The following is a 19,008-nucleotide window of genomic DNA, read 5'->3' on the forward strand; positions in this document are numbered from 1 at the left end:
TGCCGGCTCATGCCGGCATATGATCTGATTAAAGCGAAAACGTGCAGCTTGCCGGTATGGCGTCCATCAACGCCAGCTGGCAAGCAGTCCTTCGAGCGTCGCGCGATCTTCTTTGTCCAGACGGGCAAGTCCCGGGGCGCGAACGGGGCCAACCTTCATCCCCAGAATTTCCATGGCTTCCTTCACCACGGTCACATTCGCGCCGTTGCGATATCGTGTCCGCAGCCGTTCGAACAATTCGATCTTTTCGATGATCTTCCGTGCGGCCGGGAAATCGCCGGCCCTCAGGGCGTCGTGAACCTGCAGGGAAAATTGCGGCGCGACATTGACGAGACCGGATGTGAAACCACGCGCGCCAACCGCCGCGAAGGCAGGCGCCCAGCTTTCAGCCAGTCCGCAGACATATAGAGCGCCGTTCGGATCGGAAGCGGCAATCGCGCGCGACAGAAGCATGATGTCGGTCGTCGCGAACTTGATGCCGGCGACATTCGGGTGGCTGGCAAGCCTTACCATGTCATCGACCGAAAAGCCGTCCGCCCGGACATAGGCGACCAACGGCAATTCGCTGCCCTCCGCAAGGCCGATAAAATAGTCGATCTGCGATTGCGGGGCTGCAAAAGGGTCGACCGGCTGATGCGACATGACGGCGGATGCGCCCATTTCTTTTGCCTGACGCGCCATGGAGAGGGCCTCGCGCTGCGAGCGTCCGATCGCCGCCGTAACCGGGGCTTTGCCGCCGACGCCTTTTATTGCAGCCTCATAAACCTTCAGAATTTCCGCGGGCGTCAAGGCGTAGAATTCGCCGGTATTGCCTGCCGCAACGATATTGTGGATGCCTGCCTTTGCGACGCGGGCGTAAACCTCGGCGGTGACACCGGTCTGCACTTCGCCGCTTGCATCGTAAGCCGTTACCGGAACGCCGGAGATACCCTGCAGGGCCTGGCGAAAATCGAATGTCGTCATCAACTGGGTTCCTTAAGATCAAAAGTCATCTTCAGATGGAGAATTTGTGAACGGGCGTGCCGGCGACCGGGGCATCGAATGCGACAACCGTGCCTGCGGTGGTTATTCCGTCCGTCTCGGTGACGAGACTTGTGAGGTAGATCGTCTTGAGGTCGGGACCGCCGAAACACGGCATGGTCGGCCCCTTGAACGGCAGCCTGTAGACCTCGAACAATTCGCCGTCCGGTGAAAAGCGGTTGAGACGTCCCGCCTGAACGCCGGCGCTCCAGTAACAACCTTCGCAATCGGTCGCTGCACCGTCCGGCCTGCCTTCATCCGGCGCGAAATCGTGCAGGCGTTCGGCCGGGCCCAGCCTGCCGGTCGCGACATCGAAATCGAACGCCTGATACATGAGGCCGCTGCTGTCGGAATGGTACATGCGCCTGCCGTCCGGGCTCCAGGCAAGCCCGTTAGATGTGAACATGTCGCCATCGATGATGCATTCGATGCCGCCGTCCGGGGCGACGCGATAGAGGCGTGCATTGCCTGTCTGTATCGCGGCCTCGTCGCGGGTCCCCACCCAGAAATAGCCGTCCGGACCAACCTTTCCGTCGTTGAGGCGGCTGTCGGGCCGCCCGTCGTCCGGGTCGCACAGAAGATCGAGCTTGCCGCTCGCGGGATTAAGAAGATGCACGCCGGTCTTGAGGCCCGCCACGATCAAGCCATTGTCGCAAAGGCCGAGACAGCCCACCTGGGCGGGCATGTCGTATCTGTCGAGTTTTCCGCCGGGATGCAGGCGGAAAATGGCGGGCGCGAGAATATCGACGAACCACAAATCGCCGGTCCGTTCGTCCCAGGCAGGCGATTCGCCGACCTTCAGCGGGGTATCGATCAGGGAACGGAGCTTCGGTTCTATGATATGCGGCTGGCTCACTGGTTCCTCTCCCTCATCCGCCTTTTATGATTCTATTTTCGACATTCCAGGGTGCGGCCTAGCTGCCGACGCCCTGAAACATGCGGGCGCGCGCCTTCAATATGTGGTCTTTCATCGCGTCATGCGCGGCCTGCTCACGCCGCGCAAAAATTGCTTCCACGATGGCCGTGTGCTCGTTCTGGACTTCGCGCACATGCTGCGGCGTCCGCTTGAGGCTGAGGCTGCGTGTTACCGACTGGCCGATGGCGAAATGGGGCTTGAACCATATTCGCACCGTGATGTGGAACTGGTTATGGCTCGCCTTCGCGATGGCTTCGTGCAGGGCGAAGTCTTCCTCCGCGCCGAGATCGTTGCGTTCTAGACACTGTTCCAGCGCGGCAATCGCCTGCTCGATACGCAACCTGTCCGCTGCCTGCCAGTTGCGCGCCGCAAGCTCGGCCGCGGAAGCCTCCAATCCGGCCCTGAACTCAAAAAAACGCTGCACGTCTGCCAGCGAGCCGACCGGCACCTGTTGCAACACGGAAGAATCCGGCTGCTGGCGTACATAGGAGCCGGATCCCTTTTGCGAAACGATAAGCTCGTCGTTCCGAAGCCGCTCCAGCGCTTCCCGCACAACTGGCCGCGATGCGCCGAACAGCGACGCCAGATTCTGTTCCGATGGCAGCCGCTCGTTCACGGGAAACCGCCCGTCCGAAATCATGCCGACGATTTTTTCGTAGATGATGTCGCTCAGCCGAGTCTCGCCTCGAGCGGCGGCAGATGCAGTGTGATTGTCCATCAGCAGCCCTTCCGTTGCAAATCGCTGAAGTTAATGGGTTTCCTGCATTTCAATCGCAACAGAAATACCGGGATATTTGTGCGCGAGGGGGCTGTCCTACCGATTTTTCTTCAAGCCTGATCCTGAAAACCGGCCTACAAATAAAAAAGATGTAAAAATCTGTCAATACTTGTAATCATCTGAAAAGGCCCATATGGTTTGCCCCTGCCGATGGAGGATCGGCGTGCTGGCTGGCCGGGAGGGCCGTCGCGGTTCGGTGAAAGCCGTCTCGCTGCCGGTGATTTTTTGGGAGGATTGTCGATGCGCGATGGCGAAGCATTTTCACTGGGCGTAACGCGCCGAACCTTCATGGCGGGTGTTGGCGGCGTGGCCGCCCTTTCCGTCATCGGGACCTCGGCGCGGGCTGCCGCCGGCAAGCAGGCGCCGGAACTGGAGGCGCTGGTAAAGGACGGCAAATTGCCGCCTTTGGCCGAACGTCTGCCGAAAAATCCGATGGTGGTGACGCCGCACGAGAAAATCGGCACCTATGGCGGCACATTGCGCCGTGGCCTGCGCGGCTCGTCGGACCATAACGGCATCCTGCGCATGGTCGGCAATCAGGGCCTTGTCCGCTGGAACATGGATTTCACCGAGGTTCTGCCGAACCTTGCGGTGAAATGGGAAGTCAACGACGATGCCTCGCAATTCACCTTCCATTTGCTGGAGGGCGCAAAATGGTCGGACGGCCACCCCTTCACCGCCGATGACGTGGTGTTCGCCATCGAGGACTGCATCAAGAACAAGGAGCTTTACAGCGCCACGCCGGCGCAGCTTTCCGTGGCCGGCAAGGCGGTCGATGTCGAAAAAGTCGACGATTTCACGGTAAAGTTCAAATTCGCCGCGCCGAATGCGCTTTATCTCGAAAACCTCGCCACGCCGCTCGGCCAGCATCCGACGCTGTTTCCAAAGCACTATTGCAGCAAGTTTCTGCCGAAATACAACACGGCGCTCGATGCCGATGTGAAGGCGGCGGGTGTCTCCAGCTGGACCGAACTGTTCCGGGCCAAATGCGGCGATATCGAAATTCCGTCCCGCTGGTCGAATGTCGACAAGCCGACGCTTGATCCGTGGGTGGTGAAGGAACCCTATTCCGGCGGTGCGACACGCGTGGTCATGACCCGCAACCCTTATTTTTGGCAGGTCGATACCGAAGGCAACCAGTTGCCCTATATCGATGAAATCAATTTCGGGATTTCGCAGGATGTCGAATCGCTGATGCTGAACGTCATTTCCGGCAAGATCGACATTCAGGAGCGCCATATCAGTGTTCTCGCCAACAAGCCGACCCTGTCTCAGAACATGAAAAAGGGTGACTACCGCCTGCTGACGCTGGTGCCGTCTGCCGCGCAGCAGTGCCAGATTTACCTGAACATCACCCATAAAGACCCGGCGATGCGCAAGATGTTTGCCGACAAGTCTTTCCGTCAGGCGTTGTCCATTGCGCTGAACCGGCAAGAAATCATCGACATCGTCTATTTCGGTCAAAGCGAAGGCTATCAGGCCGGGCCACGCCCGACACACCCCTGGTACAATGAAAAGCTGGCGCGGCAATTCACCGAATACGACGCCGACAAGGCGAACGAGCTTCTCGACAAGGCCGGTTACGACAAGAAGAACGGCAACGGCATGCGGTTGCGGCCTGACGGCCAGCCCGTCTTCTTCTCTATCGACGTCATCCCGACGCTTTATCCCGATCTGGTCGATGCGCTGGAGCTGGTGAAGGCGCAATGGGCGCAGATCGGCGTCGACATCAAGGTCAACACCATCGAACGCGCGCTCTATTATACGCGCGGCGATGACAACGCCCATGATGCCGCCGTCTGGCCGGGTCCCGGCGGTCTCGATCCGATGCTCGACCCGCGCGATTTCTTCGCCTTCCATCCGCAGGGGTCGCGTTACGCCATTCCGTGGGCGCTCTGGTATACCTCGAATGGCCAGAAGGGCGAAGAGCCGCCGGAAAGCCAGAAAAAGCGCTTCAAGCTGTTCGATGAGGCGCGCTCGACGGCCGACCTTGCCAAGCGCGGCGAGAAGATGAAGCAGATCTTCGACATTGCGGCGGAAGAGTTCGAGACAATCGGCCTCTGCCTTGCTGTGGGCGGTTTCGGCATCATCCGCAACAATCTGCGCAATGTGCCGGAAACGGAACCCGACAGCTGGACCTGGCCCAATCCCGGCCCGGCGCTGCCGCAACAGTTCACCTTCACAAGCTGACACCGCCACATGGGCGTCGCTGCCGCAACGCGGCGACGCCTCTCAGGTTGTTTCGACCACCCACAGCCCGTCTCCTTAGTGGAGGGCGGCGCGTGCGGCACAATGTGATTGCGAGAACGACATGCTGCTTTTTATCGTAAAACGCCTGCTGTGGATGATACCGTCCCTGTTTGCCGTCAGTTTCCTTGCCTTTGTCCTGATCCAGCTGCCGCCTGGCGACTATGTGACGACCTATATCGCCACATTGGCCGCCTCCAACGAGGTCATCGACCACAATACGGCGGCGCAGCTGCGCGAACGTTTCGGCCTCGATGACCCGATGATCGTGCAATATCTGAAATGGATATGGGGCATCGTCAGCCGCGGTGATTTCGGCATTTCGTTCGAATGGCAGCAGCCGGTTTCAGGCCTCATCTGGGAGCGCATGGCGCTGACGCTGGTTCTGGCCATCGCAAGCCTTCTTGCAACCTGGGCCATTGCGCTTCCCATCGGTGTCTTCTCCGCCGTGCGCAAATATTCGATTGGTGATTATCTTTTCACCGCCTTTTCCTTCTTCGGCCTTTCCATACCCTCGTTCCTGCTGGCGCTGGTGCTGATGTATGTCGCGGCGGTGGAGTTCGGGGCCGATGTCGGCGGGCTGTTTTCGGCGGAATACGAGACCGCCTCGTGGAGCATCGCCAAGATGATGGACCTCATGGCCCATATCTGGCTGCCGGTCGCCATCCTTGCTGTCTCCTCCACCGCAAGCCTCATCCGTGTCATGCGCGCCAATATGCTGGATGAATTGCCCAAGCCCTATGTGACCACCGCGCGGGCGAAAGGACTGTCCGAGTTCAAGCTGCTGACGAAATATCCGCTCAGAATTGCGCTCAACCCGTTCATCTCCACCATCGCATGGCTGTTGCCCAACCTTATTTCGGGCTCCGTGGTCGTCGCCATCGTGCTCAATCTGCCGACGGCCGCGCCGCTGCTTTTGCAGTCGCTGATGGCGCAGGACATGTATCTCGCCGGCGCTTTCGTGCTGCTGATCTGCGCGCTGACGCTGATCGGATCGCTGATCAGCGACATCCTGCTTGCGCTGGTCGATCCGCGCATCCGGCTCGAATAGGAGGGCGCCATGAGCGATATCACCATGACCACCAATGCCCGGCAGGACCGCGCCGCCGTCGCCTCGCAGTGGCAGCTCATCTGGTGGGCCTTCAAGCGCCACAAGCTGGCCATGGCCGCCCTGTTCATCACCGTCGCGATGTATATCGTCGCGCTGGTGCCCGGCTTCTTCGCCATCAACGATCCGGTGTTGCAGAATGCGCGGGCGACCTTCCATCCGCCGCAGCGCGTTCATTTCATCGATACGACCGAGGGTTTCTCGCTCGGGCTGCATTATTATCCGCTGAAGCTGACCCGCAATCCTGAAACGCTTGCGGCGGTCTTCGTCGAAGATACGGCCAAGAAAATCCCGGTCCAGCTTTTCGGTCGCGGTTACGAATATTCCGTATTCGGCCTGTTCACCACGGATATCCACCTGCTGGCCTCCACCGATAAAACGCGCCCGCTCTTCCTCTTCGGTGCAGATCGTCTCGGCAGAGATGTTTTCAGCCGCGTGGTGCAGGGCGCGCAGGTCTCCCTGTCCATCGGTCTTGTCGGCGTGTTCTTCTCACTGCTGCTTGGCGTCGTTCTGGGAGGCATTTCGGGATATTATGGCGGCCGCATCGATTTCGTCATGCAGCGCGTGATCGACTTCGTGCTGTCGCTGCCCACCATTCCCATCTGGCTGGCGCTGGCCGCCGCCCTGCCGCAGGGCTGGCCTGCCACGCTTCAATATATGATGATCACCATCATCCTGTCCCTGACCGGCTGGGCGCAGCTTGCCCGCGTCGTGCGCGGCCGGTTCCTGTCGCTCAGAACCGAAGAGTTCGTGGCTGCGGCCCGGCTGGATGGTGTGCCGGAAGGGCGCATCATCTTCCGTCATATGCTGCCGAGTTTTTCGAGCCATATCATCGCCTCGGTCACGCTTGCGGTTCCGGCGATGATCCTTGCGGAAACATCGCTGTCCTTCCTTGGCCTCGGCCTTCAACCGCCGACGATTTCCTGGGGCGTTTTGCTTCGCGAGGCGCAGAATATCCGCTCGATAGCGACAGCACCCTGGCTGTTCCTGCCCGGTGTGGCGGTCGTCATTGCCGTCATGGCGCTCAATCTGCTCGGTGACGGTCTGCGCGATGCAGCCGACCCCTATAACAAGTGAGGCCCGGATGAGCGACATTCTTTCCATGAAGCCAGCCAAACCGCTGCTCGAAGTCCGCAATCTGGTCACTGAATTTCCGGTCAGAAACGGCGTTTTCCGGGCGGTCAACGATCTGTCTTTCTCCATCGATCCCGGCAAGACCCTCTGCGTCGTCGGCGAAAGCGGTTCCGGCAAATCCGTCACCGCCCGCTCGATCCTGCAGATCATCGACAGCCCCGGCCGCATCGCGTCCGGGTCGATCATCCTCAACCGCGCCGACGGCACCTCGCTCGATCTGGCAAAGCTCGATCCGCGCAGCCGGGCCATCCGCTCGGTGCGCGGCGCCGATATCGCGATGATCTTTCAGGAGCCGATGTCGTCGCTTTCACCCGTGCACACCGTGGGTGACCAGATTACCGAGGTGCTGCGGCTGCATCTGAAGATGAGCAAGGCGCAGGCGCGGGCCGAGGCCATCGAACTGTTGCGGCAGGTGGAAATCCCTAACCCTGAAAAGGCGCTGGATCGCTACGCCTTCCAATATTCGGGCGGCATGCGCCAGCGTGCGATGATCGCCATGGCGCTGGCCTGCAAGCCGCAGCTTCTGATCGCCGACGAACCGACGACGGCGCTCGATGTCACCACACAGGCCGAAATCCTCGACCTGATATCGCGGCTGCAAAAGGCGCATGGCATGGCGGTGCTGTTTATCACCCACGATATGGGTGTGGTGGCGCAGATTGCCGACGACGTGCTGGTCATGCATCATGGTGTCGCCAAGGAATATGGAACCGTGGATGAGATATTCCACAATCCGCAGGACGCCTATACCCGCATGTTGATCGGCTCCGTGCTGAAGCTGGAGCAGAAGGCGGAAATCCGGCTTGCGCGGCCTCCGCTCGATCTCACGGCCGCGCCGGTGCTCGAAGTGAATGACCTCTCCATGCATTTCGGCGAGATGAAGGCGCTGGATGGCGTGTCGATCAAGCTATTGCCGGGCGAAACACTCGGCATCGTCGGTGAAAGCGGTTCCGGCAAGACCACGATGGGCCGCTCCATCATGCGCCTTTACGATCCGACCGGCGGCGCGATGCTCTATCGCCGGGCGGATGGCAGCGTGGTCGATCTGGCCAGGATCGAAGGCGCCGATCTGAAAGCCGCACGGCGTGAGCTGCGCATGGTTTTCCAGGACCCGTTCGGATCGCTCAATCCGCGCATGACGGTGGCGCAGGTCATCGGCGAGCCGTTGCTGGTCAACGGCATTGCCAGGGGGAGGGAGTTGGATGAGCGTGTCTGCGCCCTGATGGAGCAGGTGGGTCTCGATCCGGCCGGGCGTGAGCGTTACCCGCACGCCTTTTCCGGCGGCCAGCGCCAGCGCATCGGCATCGCTCGCGCCATCACGCTGAAGCCGCGTATCATCGTGGCGGATGAGGCAACCTCGGCGCTGGATGTCTCGGTGCGGTTCCAGGTGCTGGATCTTTTGATGCGGCTGCAGGACGAGCTTGGCCTCGCTTACATCTTCATCAGCCACGATATCGGCGTGATCAGATACATGTGCGACCGCGTCGGCGTGATGTATCGCGGCAAGCTGGTGGAAGTGGGAGACGCCGAAAAGGTCTGCAACGCGCCGGATCATCCCTATACGCAGGCGCTTCTTTCCGCCATTCCGCGCCCGGACCCGCGCGACCGGGACCGCACCCGCAGATTCCGCTACGTCGAACCATCCGAAGTCAAGAACGGGGCCGTCGCGCGATAGTGCCGGGCCTGCTGCACGCTGCAATTCATGAGGAAGACTGAAGCATGAAAATCGATCGCATGCGGGTATTCGTCACCCGCGACAAGGACCGCCCCCGCGTCATCGTCGCTCTCGATACCGATGACGGTTTGACCGGCTGGGGTGAATGTTACAATCACGGCCCCGATCTCGCCCTGCCGCCGGTGCTGGACTACCTCTATAGCTTCCTTGCCGGGCAGGACCCGACGCGGGTTGAGTATCTCTACAACCTCCTGCTCCAGCAGAACCGCTTTCCGCCCGGAGCGCTCGGTCTATCCGCCATCTCGGCATTAGACCATTGCCTTTGGGACCTCGCCGCCAAGGCGGCGGGCGTGCCCGTCTACAAGCTGCTGGGCGGTGAAGTACGCGACCGTATCAAGGTCTATGCCGGTGTCTATACGGCCCCGGATGCGCCGGCGGCAAAGGAGGAGTTCGACCGTCTCAACGAGGATTGGGGCTTCACGGCCTTCAAGCTCAGCCCGTGGCGCCTCGATATTCACGCCCATCGCTGGGGGGAGGTGGTGCGCAGTTCCGCCGAATATTTCCGCTCCCTTCGCGAAACAGTGCGGCCCGACTATGACATCGCCTTCGATGCCCATGCCAAGATTTTCGAGCCTGCGGCCGCCCGCCAGCTTGGCAATGCGCTTGCCCCTTACGATCCGCTGTTTTTCGAAGAGCCTTTGCGTCCCGAAAACATTGAGATGTGGGGAGACCTGAAACAGGGGCTGAACTGCACGCTGGCAACGGGTGAAAGTCTCTATAATCGCAATGAGTTCCTGCGTCTTCTTCAAGTAAAGGGGGCGGATATCATCCAGCCCGATATCTGCGTCGTCGGCGGCATTTCGGAGATGCGCCGCATCGCCACGCTCGCGGAAGCCCATTTCGTCAGCATCGCGCCGCATAACCCGATGGGCCCGCTCGCCACCGCCGTCAATGTGCACTTCTCCGCCGCCCAGCAGAATTTCCGCATTCTCGAATACCGGCTGCCGAAAGGGCAATGCTACGTTTATGGCGGCACCGATCTGGAAAAACGCGAGGACGAAACCCGTTATGTCGTCGACCCCTATCTGCCGAAGGACGGATATCTGGAGCTGAGGCCCGATCGCCCCGGCTGGGGTGTGGAGATGGATGAAAAAGCCATGCAGGAGGATGGCTATGTTCACTGGCAAAGACGGGTGCCGAAACGGCCTGACGGCTCCTATGCTTTCGCCTGAAACGGTTGCGATTGCCTGCGGGCGGCTCTCCGCCCGCCTGCGCCCCGCCTGGGGCGGCAGGATGACCCATCTGTGGCACTCGGACTACGGCGATATTCTGGTGCCGACAACGGAGCGGGATTTCGAGCCGTTCAACTGGCCGAGGGCCGGTGCATACCCGCTGTTTCCCTATCACAACCGGCTCTATGACGGGTCCTTCGTCCATGCGGATATCCGCCATGACCTGCTGCCGCATCCGGCGCTTGCGCCTGACGCCATGCATGGCCCGGCTCACCGCCGGCCGTGGGAGATTTCAGACCTGTCTTCGGATCGGGTCTCACTGGTACTGGACTACGAGGCCGACGGGGAGTGGCCTTTTTCCTTCCGCGCCGAGCAGTCTTTTCTGCTGGAAGACGACAGCCTTACCGTGGAACTGTCGATAACCAATCGCGCGAATGGGCCGGCGCCGATGTCGCTGGGCTGGCATCCTTATCTGGCGGCCGGGCTCGGTTGCGATGCGCGGACGGACGCCAGACTGCAATATGCGCTGGATGCGCAGAACGTGCCAACCGGCCAGCCGCCGGCACCTCGCCCGAAAGCCGCCATTCCCGCCGCAACGGGATACACATTGCATTTCACCGACTGGTCAAGCGCGCAGGTCGACTTCGGCAGGTTTTCACTGCGGCTCGAAGCCGATCCTGTTTTCGGCCATCTCGCCGTGCACCGCATGGAGCGCTATCTCTGTCTTGAGCCCGTTTCCATGGCCGCCGGAGCGCTTGGTTTGCCGCAGGCGCGGCGGGAAGGGCAGGGTCTAGGGACGGTTGCCCCCGGCGAGCGCCTGTCGGGGCGCATCAGGTTCTCCATCGATCTTTAGGAGGGGTGGGTGCGTCTATGACGCCCACCCTTCACCTTCAAAAAAAGCCGTATGCCCATATTTTGAGCGCCAGTTATTGCCGCTCAAAAATAAGCTTGACGGCGGCAAGAATTTCTCACCAAATGAACCAATATAAGATTGGTTCAGTAAATGGTGCGACGTGACGGTGAACCCCAACGACAACTCCAACTACGCGCTGGCGAAGTTACGGGAGTACATTCAGACGCAGGATCTTGCGAAAGACCGTCGCCTGCCGACGGAGCGGGCCTTCGCGGAGACCTTCAATGTCGGCCGTCGTGCGGTCCGTCGCGCTCTTGAGGTTCTGGAAGCCGAAGGTCTGATCTGGCGACGGCAGGGGGCGGGAACCTTTGTGGGCGAAAAGCCGGACGATTGGTCCGCTCAGGTCACAGAACTGGTCGCCGGCACGGATATCATGGAAATCATGGAAGTGCGTCTGCGCATCGAGCCGCAACTGGCGCAGCTTGCGGCCATGCGCGCCAAGCCTGCCGAAGTGGAACGCATGCGCGCCCTCGTCCAGAAGACCGGCCAGAGCACGGATGCCGACGCCAAGGAGTTGTGGGACGGTTCGCTTCACCGCCAGATCGCCCAGAGCGCCGGCAACAAATTGTTCCTGTCCATCTTCGATGTCGTCAACCGCATTCGCCAGGACGATGCATGGCAGTCGATACGGGAACTGGCGCGTCGCAGCGGTACGAACGGCAAGGCTTCCTTCGAGCAGCACATAGCGATCGTCGATGCCATCGCCGATCGCGACCCCGCAAGAGCCGGCGAAGCGATGCGCCAGCACCTTCTCATGCATCAGGAAAGGCTGATCCGCGCCACCTCGCTCGGCTTTCTGGAGGAGAAAACCGGAGAAGACATTGCCGCCCGCAGCACGGGCGATGCCGATAATCCGCTCACGCCGGCCTCATAGGCAGCAGGGCAGACCTGCCGGCCTTTCAGGGCCGGCCAATGAAAAACAAAGATAACCTGACCAGAGGATAGAACATGAAGAAAATCAAGACATTGACCGCGGTCTTATTGGCCGGTGCATTCCTGTCCACGCCGGCCATCTCGTCCGAGTTGCGCATCGGCCTCAACGATGACGCCGACGTTCTCGACCCCGCGCAATCGCGCACCTTCGTCGGACGTATCGTTTACACCGCCATGTGCGACAAGCTCGTCGACATCTCGCAGGACATGAAGATCGTTCCCCAGCTTGCCACCGAATGGGCCTGGTCCGAGGGCGGCAAGGTACTGACGATGAAAATCCGCGACGGCGTGAAATTCCACGACGGCGAGACACTGGACGCGGCGGCTGTGGTCGCCACCATCGAGCGCAACATGACCCTGCCGGAATCCCGCCGCAAGAGCGAGCTTTCCTCGGTCGAAAAGGTCGAGGCCACCGGGCCGCTGGACGTCAAATTCACCCTGAAGACGCCTGACGTCACGCTGCTGGCGCAGCTTTCCGACCGCGCCGGCATGATCGTCGCGCCGAAGGCGGCCAAGGAGCTGGGCGCGAATTTCGGTTCGAAGCCGGTCTGCGCCGGGCCGTTCAAATTCGTCGAGCGCATCCAGCAGGACCGTATCGTGCTCGAGAAATTCGCCGATTATTGGGACAAGGACAGGATTCTGGTCGACAGGGTGGTTTATCTGCCGATCCCCGATACGACCGTGAAGCTTGCCAATCTTCGCTCGGGAGACCTCGATATCGCCGAGCGCATCTCGGCCTCCGATGCCGAGTCCGTCAGGAACGACGCCAATCTGACCTATGCGGATGTCATCGGACCGGGCTACATGGCCATGTATGTCAATATCAACAATGGTTCGCGCGCGGATAATCCGCTCGGCAAGGACAAGCGCCTGCGTCAGGCCTTTTCCTATGCCATAGACCGGGAAGCGATTGGCCAGATCGTCTTCGAGGGTACATCAAAGGCAGGCAATCAGGCTTTCCCGCCCACAAGCCCGTGGTTCAACCAGAACTTGGCCGTGCCGGCGCGAGATATCGACAAGGCCAAAGAGCTGATGAAGGAGGCGGGTTACGAAAAGCTCGACATCGAGCTTCAGCACGCCAACAACACCACGCAGACGCAGATGATGCAGGTCATCCAGTCAATGGTCGCGGAAGCCGGCTTCAACGTCACCCTGAAGGCGACGGAATTTGCGACGCTTCTGTCCGAACAGACCGCCGGCAACTACCAGCTCAGCCGTTCCGACTGGTCGGGACGTATCGATCCGGATGGCAACCTGCATCAGTTCGTCACCTGCAAGGGCGGCATCAACGATGTGAAATATTGCAATCCTGAGGTCGACAGGCTGCTGAACGAGGCCCGCGCCTCGACCGAAGATGCGGTGCGCAAGGAAAAATACGATGCCGCAAGCGTCATCCTCAACGATGACATGCCGATCATCTATCTCGGTCACCAGCCCTATGCCTATGCCATTTCCAACAAGGTCAAGGGCTGGGCGCCGTCGCCGGATGGCATGATCCGCCTTCTCGGCGTCTCCAAGGACTGAACGCTTCGCATGCGCCGCACGGCCTTGCCGTGCGGCCCTCACGAATTGGCACGAACGAGGGCCATGCCATGCCTGTTTATATCGGCAAGCGACTGCTGGTCGCTATCCCGACGCTTCTGATCATCTCCATCTTCGTCTTCTCGCTGCAGAAACTGCTGCCGGGCGATCCGGTGCTCGCCATGGCTGGCGAGGAGCGCGATCCGGCGACGATTGAATTCCTGCGGGAGAAATATCGCCTCAACGACCCCGTTCCACTTCAGTATCTCAACTGGCTGGGCGGTGTGGTGACGGGTGATTTCGGTATTTCGCTGCGCACCAACCAGCCGGTGCTGGAACTGATCGGCCAGAAGCTGCCGGTCACCATTCAGCTGGCGGTTATGGCGATGTTCTTTGCCATGGTCATAGGCATTCCCATCGGCATTCTGGCCGCCGTCAAGAAGAATACGTGGATCGACTACACGGCCAATATCGTGGCGCTTTCCGGCCTCTCCATCCCGAACTTCTGGCTCGGCATCATGCTGATCCTGCTGGTGTCGGTCAAACTCGGCTGGTTGCCGGCATCCGGTTATGAATCGATCTTTGTCGATCCCGTGCGTTCCATCGAAACCATGATCATGCCCGCCTTCGTGCTGGGCAATGCGCTTGCGGCGACGCTGATGCGCCATACGCGTTCGGCGATGGTGGCGGTGCTCAGTTCCGATTATATCCGCACCGCCCGCGCCAAGGGTCTTTCGCCGCGCGAGATCGTCCTGTCGCACAGTTTCCGTAACGCGCTTCTGCCCGTCATCACGCTGCTGGCGCTGCTTTTCGGAGAGTTGCTGGCCGGTGCGGTGCTGACGGAGCAGATATTCACCATTCCCGGCTTCGGCAAGATGACGGTCGATGCGGTGTTTACCCGCGATTACGCCGTCGTGCAGGGCATCGTTCTTTGCACCGCCGTCGGCTTCATTCTCATGAACCTTCTGGCCGACATTGCCTATGTCCTGCTCAACCCTCGCCTCAGGGCGACGATCTGAGGCCCCGATATCATGACCGTTCTCGATCAAAACCTCTCCGTAGCGGCGACGCGGCAGGAAAGCCGCGCCTGGAAGAAGATGAAGCGCAACAAATCGGCGCTTGTCGGCATGGTTATCGTGCTGTTTTTCGCCGCACTTGCCATCGCCGCGCCGATCCTGCCGATTGCCGATCCGGTGGCGACCAGCTGGTCTGCCATCCGCAAGGCGCCCTCGGCCGCCCATTGGCTCGGCACCGACGATCTCGGCCGAGACATCCTTTCCCGCATGATCTATGGCGCGCGCGCCTCGCTGATGGCGGGCGTCGTCTCGGTGATGATCGCGGTGGTGATCGGCGTGCCCTTTGGCCTGATTTCAGGTTATTTCGGCGGCTGGGTGGATATGGTCATATCCCGCATCACCGAAGCGTTGCTGGCCATGCCGTTTCTCATCATGGCGATTGCGCTTGCCGCCTTCCTCGGTCCGAGCCTTACCAATGCGATGATCGCAATCGGCCTTTCCGCCATGCCGATTTTCGTGCGGCTGACGCGCGGGCAGGTGCTGGCGGTCAAGACCGAAGATTATGTCGAAGGCGCAAGGTCCATCGGCCTCAACCACATCGACATCATGACGCGTTACATCCTGCCGAATGTCTTCGCCCCCATCATCGTGCAGGCGACCCTGACGGTGGCGACCGCCATCATCGCGGAGGCGAGCCTTTCTTTCCTCGGCCTCGGCCAGCAGGCGCCGGCGCCCTCCTGGGGTTCGATGCTGAATACCGCGAAGAATTTCTTGAGCCAGGCGCCGTGGATGACGATGTGGCCCGGCATCGCCATCTTCCTCGTCGTCATCGGTTTCAATCTTCTGGGTGATGGCCTGCGCGATGCGCTCGATCCGCGCGAAGCATGATTTTTTACAAGGAATATCCGAATGAATGAATTCACAACACGCCCTGAAATCCTTGGCACCTTCGGCGTCGTCACCTCAACGCACTGGATCGCCTCGGCCGTCGGCATGGCCATTCTCGAAAAGGGCGGCAATGCTTTCGACGCCGCCGTCGCCACCGGTTTCGTCCTGCAGATTGTCGAGCCGCATCTGTGCGGTCCGGGCGGAGATATGCCGGCCGTGTTTTATTCGAAGCACAAGGACAAGGTCGAAGTCATCTGCGCACAGGGCTCGGCCCCGAGCGGTGCGACGATTGAACATTACACGTCGGAAGGGTTGAAGCTGATCCCCGGCGACGGGCTGCTCGCCACCGTCATTCCCGGCGCTTTCGATGGCTGGATGCTGATGCTGCGCGACTATGGCACGATGAGCGTGCGCGAGGTGCTGGAACCCGCCATCTATTATGCCGAGCACGGGCATCCGACATTGCCGCGCGTCTCCGCCACCATCAAGGGTCTGGCCGATTTCTTCGAGAAGGAATGGCCGACATCCCATGAGACATGGCTGCCGGGCGGCGCGGCACCCGAGCCTCACGCCAACTTCCGCAATCCGGTCCTGGCCGCGACCTATCAGCGGATCGTCACCGAAGCCGAAGCGCGCTCCGGCCGCGAAAACCAGATCGAGGCGGCACGCGACGCCTTTTATCGGGGTTTCGTTGCGGAAGCTATCGACGGTTACGTAAGGACAGCGGAAGTCATGGATGCCAGCGGCGCACGGCACAGGGGCGTGCTGACGGCGCAGGATATGGCGGACTGGAGCGCGACCGTCGAAGCGCCGCAGACGCTCGACTATCACGACTGGACGATTGCCAAGACGCCCGCCTGGGGGCAGGGTCCGGTTCTGCTGCAATCGCTTGCGCTTCTGAAAGGCTTCGACATTGCGGCCATGGACCCCTCCGGTCCCGATTTCATCCACACCATCGTCGAAGCCATGAAGCTCGCTTATGCCGACCGCGAGGTCTATTACGGCGATCCTGAATTCGGCCAGATCCCGACGGAATATCTCCTGTCGGAAAGCTACAATGCCGGCCGCCGCGCGCTGATGAGCGGCGAGGCATCGCTGGAGCTGCGCCCCGGCACCGTGCCGGGTTACGAAAAGCAGGTGGATGCCACCATGGCCATGCTGGCCGAGATGAGCGGCACCGGCACGGTCTACGAGCCGACCATGTCGCATCTGACGGAGAAGCGCGGCGACACGGTGCATATCGATGTCATCGACCGCTGGGGCAACATGGTCTCCACCACGCCCTCCGGCGGCTGGCTGCAATCCTCGCCCATCGTGCCCGGCCTCGGTTTTGCGCTCAATTCCCGCGCCCAGATGTTCTGGCTGAAGGAAGGCCTGCCGACCTCGCTTGCACCGGGCAAACGCCCGCGCACCACGCTGACGCCTTCGCTTGCGCTGCATCAGGGGCGTCCCTCCATGGTGTTCGGCACGCCGGGCGGCGATCAGCAGGATCAGTGGCAACTGCCCTTCTTCCTGCGTTATGCCCATCACGGCAAGAACCTGCAGGCCGCCATCGATATGCCGCTGTTCCACACCGCGCATTTCCCGGGCTCGTTTTATCCGCGCACCAGTTCGCCGGGTGAAATCACCGTGGAAAGCACCGTGGGCGAAGCGACCTTGCAGGAGCTTCGCCGTCGCGGGCACCGCGTCACGGTTGCCGATGCATGGTCGGTCGGGCGGCTCACCGCCGCGCGTCGCGATGCGGACGGCCTGCTGCGCGCCGCCGCAACACCGCGGCTGATGCAGGCCTATGCGGTGGGGCGGTGACACCATGGAGACAAAACCCGTCCTTTCCGTCCGTAACCTCACCACCTCCTTCCTTGTCGATGGCGCCTGGAAGAGCGTCGTGCGCAACGTGTCCTTCGATGTCGCGCCCGGCGAAACCGTCGCGATTGTCGGCGAATCCGGCTCCGGAAAATCGGTGACGTCGCTGTCTCTCATGCGCCTGCTTGCCCCGGCCTCCAGCCGGATCGAGGGGGAAGTGCTGCTCAACGGGCGCGATCTTCTTGCGCTTTCCGAAAGAGAAATGCGCGGCGTGCGCGGCAACGATATCTCGATGATCTTTCAGGAGCCGATGACCTCGCTCAATCCGATCTTCACCATCGGCCGCCAGATTTCCGAAGTGCTCATCCGGCACAAGGGGCTTTCGAAGCAGGAGGCGCGGGCGGAGACGGTGCGGCTGCTGGAAAAGGTTCGCATTCCAAACGCTTCCGGCCGTTTCGACGAATATCCGCACCAGTTTTCCGGCGGCATGCGCCAGCGCGTGATGATCGCCATGGCGCTCGCTTCACGGCCGAAACTGCTGATCGCCGACGAACCGACGACGGCGCTCGACGTCACCATTCAGGGCCAGATACTCGATCTGATCAAGCTGCTGCAGGAAGAGGAGGGCATGTCCGTTCTCTTCATCACCCATGATATGGGCGTTGTGGCCGAAATCGCCGACCGGACGATCGTGATGTATCGCGGCGATGAGGTTGAGACCGGACCGACCGAGGACATCTTCCGGCGCGGCAAGCACTCCTATACGCGGGCGCTGCTTTCGGCGGTGCCGAAGCTCGGCTCGATGCGCGACCGGCAATGGCCGACACGGTTTCCGGTGCTCGACATGAAAACCGGCCTTTCGAGCGAGCCGCAGGAGGTGGCGGGGACGGTTGCGAGCGGGCAGACGCCGGTTCTGTCGGTCAGGAACCTTGTGACGCGTTTTGCCATCCGCTCCGGCCTGCTGGCACGCCAGACGGGTGCGGTTCACGCCGTCGAAAACGTCTCCTTCGATCTGTTCCAGGGCGAAACGCTGTCGCTGGTGGGTGAATCCGGCTGCGGAAAATCCACCACCGGCCGCTCGATCATGCGGCTTGTGGAGCCGACGGCCGGCGACGTGTCGCTCGATGGTTACGACGTGATGCGGCTCGATACGGTCGGCTTGCGCAATATGCGCAAATCCGTGCAGATGATCTTTCAGGACCCGTTCTCCTCGCTCAATCCGCGCATGACGGTAGGCACGGCTATTTCCGAGCCCTTCATCAAGCACAAACTCGGCAGCACCAGACAGGCGAAGGAAAAGACTGCCGATCTTCTCGAAAAGGTGGGCCTGTCCGCCGATATGGCCAGCCGCTACCCCCATGAATTTTCGGGCGGTCAGCGTCAGCGCATCGCCATTGCCCGCGCGCTTGCGCTCGATCCGAAGGTCATCGTCGCCGATGAAAGCGTCTCGGCGCTCGATGTTTCCATCAAGGCGCAGGTCTGCAATCTGCTGCTCGACCTGCAACAGAGCCTCAACCTCGCTTTCCTGTTCATCAGCCATGACATGGCGGTGGTGGAGCGCGTCAGCCATCGTGTGGCGGTGATGTATCTCGGCGAGATCGTCGAAATCGGCCCGCGTGCTGCTGTCTTCGACAATCCGCAGCATCCCTATACGAAAAAGCTGATGGCCGCCGTGCCGGTGCCGGACCCGGCAAGGCGCGGGATAAGGCGCGGCATATCCAATGACGAGCTGAAAAGCCCGATACGGGCCATGGGATATGAAGCACCGACGCGGAACTACAGGACCGTATCGCCCGGCCACCTGGTGCAGGTGGCCTGAGACGA

The 19,008-nt window shown here is 61.0% G+C and carries 15 protein-coding genes; 12 read left to right on the forward strand and 3 right to left on the reverse strand.

What is annotated here, in order from left to right:
- Positions 1-66: 66 nt before the first annotated feature.
- The 3 genes from ACIK7D_RS14635 to ACIK7D_RS14645 are packed head-to-tail and all read right to left on the reverse strand — an operon-like array spanning position 67 to position 2,654.
- On the reverse strand, positions 67-963 hold the full coding sequence (locus tag ACIK7D_RS14635; RefSeq protein ID WP_400156639.1) for a dihydrodipicolinate synthase family protein: 897 nt from the start codon (positions 961-963) through the stop codon (positions 67-69).
- A 31-nt stretch (positions 964-994) separates the two neighbouring features.
- Positions 995-1,876, reverse strand: a complete 882-nt coding sequence (locus ACIK7D_RS14640; RefSeq protein WP_400156640.1) for an SMP-30/gluconolactonase/LRE family protein — start codon at positions 1,874-1,876, stop codon at positions 995-997.
- A gap of 58 nt (positions 1,877-1,934) precedes the next feature.
- Positions 1,935-2,654, reverse strand: a complete 720-nt coding sequence (locus ACIK7D_RS14645) for a FadR/GntR family transcriptional regulator (RefSeq protein WP_065657704.1) — start codon at positions 2,652-2,654, stop codon at positions 1,935-1,937.
- 300 nt (positions 2,655-2,954) lie between these two features.
- On the opposite strand from ACIK7D_RS14645, the gene ACIK7D_RS14650 reads away from it, so the two are divergent.
- From ACIK7D_RS14650 to ACIK7D_RS14705, 12 genes are all read left to right on the forward strand, one after another.
- Positions 2,955-4,904, forward strand: a complete 1,950-nt coding sequence (locus tag ACIK7D_RS14650) for an ABC transporter substrate-binding protein (RefSeq protein ID WP_400156641.1) — start codon at positions 2,955-2,957, stop codon at positions 4,902-4,904.
- 121 nt (positions 4,905-5,025) lie between these two features.
- On the forward strand, positions 5,026-6,012 hold the full coding sequence (locus tag ACIK7D_RS14655; RefSeq protein WP_003521681.1) for an ABC transporter permease: 987 nt from the start codon (positions 5,026-5,028) through the stop codon (positions 6,010-6,012).
- Positions 6,013-6,021: 9 nt separating this feature from the next.
- Positions 6,022-7,146, forward strand: coding sequence for an ABC transporter permease (locus tag ACIK7D_RS14660; protein ID WP_003521679.1), 1,125 nt, complete (start codon positions 6,022-6,024; stop codon positions 7,144-7,146).
- Positions 7,147-7,153: 7 nt separating this feature from the next.
- Positions 7,154-8,878, forward strand: coding sequence for an ABC transporter ATP-binding protein (locus ACIK7D_RS14665; protein WP_400156642.1), 1,725 nt, complete (start codon positions 7,154-7,156; stop codon positions 8,876-8,878).
- Between the two features lie 44 nt (positions 8,879-8,922).
- On the forward strand, positions 8,923-10,110 hold the full coding sequence (locus ACIK7D_RS14670) for a galactarate dehydratase (RefSeq protein WP_137005748.1): 1,188 nt from the start codon (positions 8,923-8,925) through the stop codon (positions 10,108-10,110).
- Positions 10,097-10,963, forward strand: a complete 867-nt coding sequence (locus ACIK7D_RS14675) for an aldose 1-epimerase (RefSeq protein ID WP_400156643.1) — start codon at positions 10,097-10,099, stop codon at positions 10,961-10,963. Before ACIK7D_RS14670 ends, ACIK7D_RS14675 begins: the two co-directional genes overlap by 14 nt.
- A gap of 160 nt (positions 10,964-11,123) precedes the next feature.
- Positions 11,124-11,897 (forward strand): FadR/GntR family transcriptional regulator, encoded by a 774-nt coding sequence (locus tag ACIK7D_RS14680; protein WP_065657709.1) that lies wholly within the window; start codon positions 11,124-11,126, stop codon positions 11,895-11,897.
- 74 nt (positions 11,898-11,971) lie between these two features.
- Positions 11,972-13,480 (forward strand): ABC transporter substrate-binding protein, encoded by a 1,509-nt coding sequence (locus ACIK7D_RS14685; RefSeq protein ID WP_400156644.1) that lies wholly within the window; start codon positions 11,972-11,974, stop codon positions 13,478-13,480.
- Between the two features lie 68 nt (positions 13,481-13,548).
- Positions 13,549-14,496 carry an ABC transporter permease gene (locus ACIK7D_RS14690; RefSeq protein WP_137454092.1) on the forward strand — a complete coding sequence of 316 codons (948 nt, stop codon included), beginning with the start codon at positions 13,549-13,551 and terminating at the stop codon, positions 14,494-14,496.
- Between the two features lie 12 nt (positions 14,497-14,508).
- Positions 14,509-15,381, forward strand: a complete 873-nt coding sequence (locus tag ACIK7D_RS14695) for an ABC transporter permease (RefSeq protein ID WP_167857076.1) — start codon at positions 14,509-14,511, stop codon at positions 15,379-15,381.
- Positions 15,382-15,402: 21 nt separating this feature from the next.
- Positions 15,403-17,187 (forward strand): gamma-glutamyltransferase family protein, encoded by a 1,785-nt coding sequence (locus ACIK7D_RS14700; RefSeq protein ID WP_400156645.1) that lies wholly within the window; start codon positions 15,403-15,405, stop codon positions 17,185-17,187.
- 4 nt (positions 17,188-17,191) lie between these two features.
- Positions 17,192-19,003, forward strand: coding sequence for an ABC transporter ATP-binding protein (locus tag ACIK7D_RS14705; RefSeq protein WP_400156646.1), 1,812 nt, complete (start codon positions 17,192-17,194; stop codon positions 19,001-19,003).
- Positions 19,004-19,008: the final 5 nt, after the last annotated feature.

The sequence above is a fragment of the Agrobacterium sp. P15N1-A genome, from assembly GCF_044626815.1.
Classification (GTDB): domain Bacteria; phylum Pseudomonadota; class Alphaproteobacteria; order Rhizobiales; family Rhizobiaceae; genus Agrobacterium; species Agrobacterium leguminum.